The organism is Sphingobacterium sp. UBA7625, from assembly GCF_002484085.1.
Classification (GTDB): Bacteria; Bacteroidota; Bacteroidia; order Sphingobacteriales; family Sphingobacteriaceae; genus Sphingobacterium; species Sphingobacterium athyrii.
The window spans coordinates 134,927-141,896 of record NZ_DLJD01000030.1; the positions used below are offsets into that span (position 1 = coordinate 134,927).

General features: G+C 39.0%; 4 protein-coding genes. 1 reads left to right on the plus strand and 3 read right to left on the minus strand.

The features are described 5' to 3' along the window. Positions 1–31: 31 nt before the first annotated feature. From B4G94_RS14250 to B4G94_RS14260, 3 genes are read right to left on the minus strand one after another with little or no spacing between them, the layout of a single operon-like run. A complete protein-coding gene (locus B4G94_RS14250) occupies positions 32–1,612 on the minus strand; it encodes a SusD/RagB family nutrient-binding outer membrane lipoprotein (protein ID WP_165305604.1) in 1,581 nt (526 codons plus the stop codon). An 18-nt stretch (positions 1,613–1,630) separates the two neighbouring features. After that, positions 1,631–4,855: a SusC/RagA family TonB-linked outer membrane protein gene (locus B4G94_RS14255; RefSeq protein ID WP_165305605.1), complete on the minus strand. Its 3,225-nt coding sequence runs from the start codon at positions 4,853–4,855 to the stop codon at positions 1,631–1,633. Between the two features lie 23 nt (positions 4,856–4,878). Then, the gene (locus B4G94_RS14260; protein WP_206531864.1) at positions 4,879–6,003 is read right to left on the minus strand and encodes an ROK family protein; all 1,125 of its coding nucleotides are present in this window, start codon (positions 6,001–6,003) and stop codon (positions 4,879–4,881) included. A gap of 373 nt (positions 6,004–6,376) precedes the next feature. Between B4G94_RS14260 and B4G94_RS14265 the strand changes: the two genes are divergently transcribed. Continuing rightward, the gene (locus B4G94_RS14265) at positions 6,377–6,820 is read left to right on the plus strand and encodes a hypothetical protein (RefSeq protein WP_286859653.1); all 444 of its coding nucleotides are present in this window, start codon (positions 6,377–6,379) and stop codon (positions 6,818–6,820) included. Positions 6,821–6,970: the final 150 nt, after the last annotated feature.

Below are 6,970 nucleotides of genomic sequence, written 5' to 3' on the forward strand. Positions count from 1 at the left end.
AGGTGGCTTTCTGTAGGAGATGTAGTGTCGATTAATTGACGTCCCAGAAAATTTTGGTTGTTCGTGTGTCCTTTGATCTTACGGCTTCGTAATTTTTACTATTATTTGATACCTCTGAAGATGGATAATTCAACCTCATAGGTGGATTCGCGAAGTTGACAAGCCCAGCTACTGGAAAGGTTAGCACTGGATAGCCTGTTCGTCTTAATTCGGACCAAGCTTGTTGTGCCTGTAGAAAACCATAGTGCAGCCATTTTTGCGTATAGATTAACTCAAGGTCTTTATTTTTATCCCCTGTGAATGTTATCGTGGATTTATCAATAAAATCATTGATGACATTGTCGGCAGGTTTAGTTTCGGTTTTTAAACCGGACTTATTTATATTGTTCAAATAATAGTAGAAAGATATTGACTGTTTTACAGCTGTATTATAAGCCTCTTTAGCTGCAGCACTTGATCCCCATCTTAACTGAGCTTCGGCTTTAATAAAGTTGGTTTCACTGGCTGAAAATACGATACCGGGAAGTTCTTTGTTGTCAGCAAATGTTGTGGAATCCAAAATAGAATAGCTTTGATAGTTCTTTTCCATCTCGGTGGAAGTAAAAGTAATCGGCATGGCTTTATACTCTTTGTTTGGTATAAATTTATTATCCACAGTTACTCCAAATTTGTCATAAAATACCGGAATACGGGGATCCTTTGATGGTAACATAACCTTGTTTAACATATGGTCAGTTGCGTAATGATTAGGCCCCTCAATCAGCCCTTGTCTTAATGTACCTGTATAGTTTGTCAATGGAGCCAAAAGGATATCTTCTGTTTTTGGATCATAGCTGCCATTATTGTTTCCATCTGCTAATGGAAATTGACTTGGGTTATTTAGGATCTCCAATATCTCCGTGCGTGCTTTGGCTTCGTCGACATTGGAAATTCGCAATAATAAACGAAGTCTCAGCGAGTTTGTGTACTTTCTCCATTTACCGACATTACCGCTGTTTAATATATCATATTTGGCGAATTCGGGATTAGATTCTACGGTATCGAAATAGGTGTTTATCTCCTTTAAATCCGATATGAATTGATAATACAGCTCTTTTTGATCATCAAATTTTGGAAGTTTGATCACATTAGTTGAAGGTAGGCTGCCTGCTTCGCTGAACGGGATATCGCCATAGTTGTCTACTAACTTTGAAGCCTCGTCTAAGACAACTACTTTTGCTGCCTGCAAGATAACTTTGGCATTAGCTTTTTCTTCCTCAGGGAGCGCAGCATAGGCTTTTTCCATGGCTCTATAGATGCCAAGTACGCCTGGTGAATAGAAATCTACCCAATAATCATATGAATAGCCATCATTTGGCTGATACATGGAATTGGATGGGATAAAAGATGCTGTTTGTGTATAAATTGCCTGATTTGATAAAATGAAGGTTCTATAATGCCAATAGGAAGGTCTCACCCGGTCATTATTTAACAATTCGGCAAAGAATGCTGAAACACTGGCTTTTTCGGTAGCGTCTGGATTTTGAAATTTTTCATCCAATTGCTTTTTACAGCCTACCAAGGAGGTTAAAGCAGTCGTAAGTGTAAATATGGTAAAAAATATTTTTTTCATGATTTCAGTAAAAAGTGATTAAAAATTAGCGTTTAACGAAAAACCAAAGCTTCTTGTTGCTGCGGAGGAACCAACGTCAACACCCTGAGCCCACCAAGCATTTCCTACTGGAGCTTCAGGATCAAGATTTTTCAATGTTCGGTAGAAATAGAATAAATTTCTTCCGATTAATGAAAATCTAAGATTGTTCATTTTGATGCGTTTTGTAAAGCTGTCCGGGATCCGGTAACCAATAGAAAGTTCCCTTAGTTTAATAAAGTTATTGTCATAAACCGCACCTTTTTCAGACCAGGAGTCATCACCCCAGTTAAACGTATTGAAGTAATATTCCGCTCCACTTAAATGTACATCATTTGCTTTTCCGGTATTGGCATTAACACCCGGTAGCGTGATGCCACTTTCTCTGTAGGGAAGTGTGTTCTCATAAAGTCCGGAAGCCATTCCATACTTAAGATTTTCGGATACCATTTTACCGCCAAACCGGTAATCAGCAGTGAAATCTAAGCTAAAGTTCTTGTAGTTAAAGGTATTTGTCCATCCACCAATTGCTTTAGGCATAATATTGCCTACCATTTTATATTTGGATTTATCCATTACATAAAAGCCTTCATCCGATATCAGATTATTGCCATTCTCATCTTTAGCGATATCATATACATAGATATTTCCCAAAGTTTCTCCTGCTTTTGCCGTAATTTTTAATGAATTGGCATCAGCTGAGTAAAAAACCAATTCATCAACACCCGCCAATAATTCTTTGACTTTAGAGCGGTTGAAAGAATAATTTAGTCTGGAATTCCAAGTGAAATTTTCGTTTTGGATAGGCGTTCCGTTAATGGATAATTCCAATCCATGATTAGCTATTTTTCCAATATTTAGAAGCTGAGATGTTGCACCTGTTGATGCAGGTGTTGTCAACCCAAGAATTTGATCCTCGATATAGTTGTTGTAGTAACTTGCATCTAAGCCGATTCTGTTTTTTAGAAATTTCAATTCCAGACCGAACTCCATTTCATATTTCCTTTCCGGTCTAAGATCTAGATTACCATATCGGTTTTTGTACGTCAATGCCGGTATAGCTCCATTCACTGTTAACAAAGGCGCTTGAGTATAGGCGATATTGGCTTCGTAAATAGCAGCATCATTACCTACGATACCATACGAAGCACGTAACTTACCATAGGAAAACTTGTCGGATTTGATATTAAATGCATCACTAAAAATGAAACTACCACTTAGGGAACCATATTGGTAGTTGTTGTTTTGTGGAGGAAGAGTTGATGAGTATTCTGAACGGTATGTTCCATCAAGATAAGCAAAGCCCTTGTAACCGATGTTTAATGACCCAAAGTAAGCGTATTTAAGCATTTCCTTTCGAGCATTCGTCGTTGTAGCCTGCGCCAAGCTGTTGCTTAAACTAAACCAGTTTTCAGTAACGAGCCCAGAAGCGGTGCTTGAGGATTGATCATCGTAATTTTCTGACCGGGATTGAAAGCCAACACTAGCTGAATAGTCAAAATTTTCATTGATCTTATTGCTATATGTCATCATTAAATCGCCATATAAAATTGAATAGGCTCCTTTAGTGGTTGAATAGCCACCGGTACTGCTTGACGGCGAATTATACTTCGTTGCATTCTCTGTATACTGCTTATTTGTACTGGTAGCAGAAGTAAAGTCATTCCCTATTCTTCCTCTGAATTTGAGGTGATCAACCACGTCCCAATTTAATGTCGCGCTGGTTAAAATACGGTTTTCAACCTCATCATAACTGTTTTTATACTGATTCCAGAAATAATCCAATAGGTTTGATGCACGCATTGTGTAAATAAAATCCTCCGGACGGCCTGTACCAAATTTCGAATATTTATAGCCATCTGATGTTTGATAGGCTTTTTTCATGGCTGCCATATCCTCCGTTCTACTGAAGAATCCATCAAAGCTACCTAGTACCTGTCCTAAAAGGTATGTTCTATTGTGCGTGTTGGTGTTGATATAATTCGCGACGATATCTGTGGATAAACGGTTACTTAGCTTTAATGAGCTATTTAAATTAAATGTATTTTTTGTCTGTTTGCTTCCCGGGCTGGTACTTTTATAATCCATGCGGGTTGCACTCAAACGATAATTGAGTTTTTCAGTCTGATTGGATATTCCGATGTTTGCGGTAGAATTATAACCTTTGTCGAAAACGTCGTAGTAATTGTTTTTACGCGCAACGTAAGGTCTAATCTGGCCATCCCACCAAAGAACATCTTCTCCCGTAAATTTGGGACCGAAGCTTGCGTAGGACCTAAAGTAAGGTCGTCGTCCAGTGGGTGACTTGGCATCCAGGATCCAACCTTCTTCGGTAGCGCCATTGGTGACGTTAATGCCGGCATCATACCCCGGACCATATTCGTTTTGAAATTTCGGTAAGAATGCGGCGCGCTCCAAGGATCCTGTGTAATTAAAATCGACACCTAGACCGCGTCCCTTAGTTCCCTTTTTTGTCGTAATAACAATCACTCCGCTCGCTGCATCTGAGCCATATAATGCACTTGCTGCAGCACCTTTTAAAATGGATATGTTATCGATGTCTGCAGGATTGATATCCAACATTCCGTTGCCGCGGATTCGTTGATCACGATCGAAGTTGTTGTTGTTGGCTCCAGCAGCCCCATTTTGCTGATCGTTTCGGATGATAATTCCGTCCACAACGTAAAGTGGTTGGCGTTGATAGTTTAATGAATTGATCCCACGGATCTGCACATTTACCGCACTGGCCGAACCACCAGGAGCAGTGGTGATTTTTACACCTGGTGCTTTACCGTATAATGCGGAACCGAAGTTGGTGTTTCCAGCTTTAGTAATTTCATCAGCCTTGATGTTGCTTACCGCATATCCCAAGGCTTTAGACTCGCGTTTTATACCCATCGCTGTTACAACGACTTCATCAAGGGCCGACGCATCGGGACTTAGTGTAACATTAATCGTTTTATTCGATCCAACCACAATTTCTTGGGCTTTGTATCCAACGATTGAAATTCTTAATGTTTCGCCTTGGGCCGCTTGAATGGTAAAAGAACCATTGGCGGTTGTCTGTGTGCCCTTTGTAGTTCCCTTTACGGTAACGGTCGCTCCAGAGACAGGACCATTAGCGTCCGAAACAATCCCAGTGATGCTTTGCTGCGCATAGAGTGATGTGGCACTGAATAGTGTACATAAGGCCAACCCGGCAGCTCTTTTGTAAAATAGACTCATGTTTTAGGTATTTGTGTAAAATATTAGTTTATAATGCGTGCGATAAATTTTTCGATAACTAAAGCCGTTGTGCCCAGTTGCTGAGCGTTCCTGTGTAACGTTGAGATACTGAGGGTCGTTTTTTTTGCAATCTTTGGAATACTATATTCATTGACAGCAACCTGGATTTGTGGTGCTAAAATCTGACCTATTTCTGCACCCCTACCACTGATAATGATTCGATGGGGATTTAGAATATGGATAAGCGTAGATATTCCTTTTCCTAATAAATATCCAATCTTCCCAATATTATTAATGGCTATTTGATCCCCGATTTGTACTGATTTTATCAATGCTTCAACTTTATTGTTATGTTCTAGCTCTAATTTCTCATAGATTGAATATGCTCCCTTTTTGATATCTTTTTGGATATTTCGGATAGCAGCGCTAATTGATGCTTCGACTTCCAGACATCCTCTTTTCCCACACGAACATAACGTCAGGGTATCAGAAAGTGGGATATGACTGAATTCTCCAGCAAATCCGGAGGTTCCTTTGAATATATCGTCATTGATCAGTATACCAAGTCCAACCCCCCAATTAAGATTGATGACAAGTGAATGGCTGGAGTCTTGAGCTTCACCGAATTTTTTCTCTGCCCACGCAACACAACGGGAATCATTGTCTATAACAGTAGGGATGCCGAATTTAAGTTCAATTTGCTCACGGATATTGTATAAGCGCGAATGTTCGTTATACGATTCGTTGAGTCCGGTTTCAGAATTGACAAATCCGGGCATGCTAATTCCGACGCCTATTATTAGCTGTTTATCTAGTTGATTTTCCGACAGAAAATTATCTAGGCAGTTTATAATTAAGTCTGGAGCATTTGTATCTCTTAGATCGATAGGAACATTATTCTCAGCGAAAAGTATTTCTGCTTTTAAATTGGTTGAAGCTATTGAAGTGTAGAACTGGTCAATGGATATACTTATGACAGTATGGGACAAGTCTTCATTTAGCCTATATTGGATTGCCTTTCTTCCCCCTGTGGAGGCTGCGTATCCCTTTTCAACGATAATGTCTTTTGCCAATAGGGCATTGAGTTGTTTTGTAACGGATGGAATGCTCCTTGATAGGGTATTAGCAATTTCCGAAATCGGTTGCATGGGGCGGTAGTACAAATTTTTTAATATATCGACAACCATATTAGTTCAACTTCAGTGAGTAGTAATTCGGTTTGTAATTTTAAAAAGACATTGATTTATCCAATATCCAAGTTAGTATGCACAATATTAGCCTCTTCTGATCCAGCCTAATCGGTGGATCATACTAATGATGATGCAATAAAGATATGTAGTATTTCTATTAAGTTCAAAATTCTTTTTAAATTTTTTAAAAAGAAGTGTCAAAAACGAAGGCGTAATATATAAGATGCTCCCTTCTGTCGTTAAATGGAGAATATTATGTGTAACAATTTGTCTATATTTATGTAAGGTTTGATCGGTTTCAAACCAGCTATTCTTCACAATTATAACAGTTATGAGAGAACATCAAATTTTTAAAAGCATGCTTTGCTTAGGCACTATTATATGCTTTGGCTTCACAAAGGCAGATTTAAATTCCAATGCCAAACGCGATTTACCAACTCCTTCTTCAAAAGCAAAAACGGTTGTTATGGCGGCTTTGCCAACGATACTGAATGGGATATGGAGCGAATCTGCCACGATAGGTTCGGGTTCTATGCCGCCTATGAATTTCGTTGCTTTATACCCTAATAGATGCACGGATGCCATAGATGCGGAATGGCAGGTTTCCCCTTCGGCAACAATTACATACGATTCGGGATTAGATTGTCTCTTGGAAAACCATACTGGTGTACGGATACAATTTTCTAATAGCGGTACATATACAGTTTCGGCACGTGTAAAAAATAAAGATGGGGTTTGGACGAATTGGGCTTATACGACAATTACTAAGATGTAGTATCGAATGAGTTTTTCAGGAATAGCTATTGGCGGCCAATTGGATGTAAAAGGCCCTATTATTATCGGGACAATTCAGGTCGTCAAAAGGCTTGTATTAAAAAATCTCATATAAAAATGATATAAAAAGAGAGGCTGTCTCAAATTTATT